This is a genomic window from Pseudomonas sp. IT-P171, from assembly GCF_949767765.1.
Classification (GTDB): Bacteria; Pseudomonadota; Gammaproteobacteria; order Pseudomonadales; family Pseudomonadaceae; genus Aquipseudomonas; species Aquipseudomonas fluorescens_B.
Genome location: NZ_CATKQN010000030.1, coordinates 1 through 1,312, shown reverse-complemented (window position 1 = coordinate 1,312; position 1,312 = coordinate 1). Strand labels below are relative to the sequence as shown.

The 1,312-nt window shown below is 58.8% G+C and carries 1 protein-coding gene; it reads right to left on the bottom strand.

Annotated elements, in window-relative coordinates; translation table 11 throughout:
* Window positions 1–70: 70 nt before the first annotated feature.
* Window positions 71–1,312: group II intron reverse transcriptase/maturase (ltrA, locus tag ACM6I5_RS17330; RefSeq protein ID WP_414884280.1), on the bottom strand; the 1,242-nt coding region annotated here is incomplete at its 5' end.

Below are 1,312 nucleotides of genomic sequence, written 5' to 3'. Positions count from 1 at the left end.
CTTCATAGGCCGCTCCCCTGCCACACCACCCGGCATGCGGGTCCGCACCGGGCGGTTCGAGAGATTGAGGTTATGAGAGGCGCGCCAATCCCAGCCTGTCGAACCACGCAATATTCAGCACACGATTCAACTCAAAACGGCTATTACGCCACCAGCGATGAGAGTTACTGGCCACCCTCTGCGCCACCTGCTGGCTCGCCCCCAGTGTCCGCAGCTCTCGATAGATCGTAGGGCCACGCTTCCACTGCCTGAGCTGGATCGCTCTCAGTCGATGTCGTATCCATTCGTCCAGCTTGCGCCAGACTGCCGGTGTTTGCGACAACGTGAAGTAGGCTTTCCAGCCCAAAAGATAAGGCCGAAGATTATCTGCGACCTGTTGCAAGCTACGCCCGCAGGAGCGCCGGGTAAGCCAGCGGATACGCTGCTTGAACTGTTTCTGCGCCTTATAAGAGACCGCGCGCTTGACTTCACTTCGGGCTGACCACAACTCATAGCCCAGAAACTTGCGACCAAACGCGCTCGTCACTGCACTCTTGCTCTCGTTGACGCTCAAGTGCAGCTTTTCGTACAGCCGCCTCAGCAGGGCCATTACCCGCTGCCCCGCCTTCTGACTGCGCACATACACGTTCGCATCGTCGGCATAGCGCACGAAACAATGGCCTCGGCGTTCAAGCTCCCGATCCACTTCGTCCAGCAGCACGTTCGCCAACAACGGCGACAGTGGGCCGCCTTGCGGCGCCCCGCAGCGGCTTTTCTCGACCACGCCATTGATCAGCGTTCCCGCATCCAGATAGGCGCGAATCAGCCGGATAACCGCCTGATCCGTAATCCGTTTGCGCAAACGATCCATCAAGATGTCGTGATCGACCCGGTCGAAGAACTTCTCCAGATCAACATCCACCACCACTTTACGTCCTGAAGAGGCATAGCGCTGAGCCGCTAAAACGGCGTCCTGCGCACAGCGTCCCGGACGGAAGCCGTAGCTGTGTTCACTGAAGGTCGGATCGAGTAATGGCTGCAAGGCTTGCAGCAACGCTTGTTGGATCAAACGGTCGGTGACCGTTGGGATACCCAACTCGCGTTGACCGCCGTCAGGTTTGGGAATGACCACACGCCGTACCGGACTGGGCCGGTAGACTCCTGAAAGAAGCTGTTCACGAATCCCCGCCCATTGGGTCAGCAGGTACTCGGCCGTCTGATCAATATCCAGACCGTCGACTCCCGCTGCACCTTTGTTGGCCTTGACCCGTTTCCACGCCCGTTTCAGGTTTTCTCTCGCAAAGGCCCGTTCCAGCAGCCCTTGTCCTGCGTT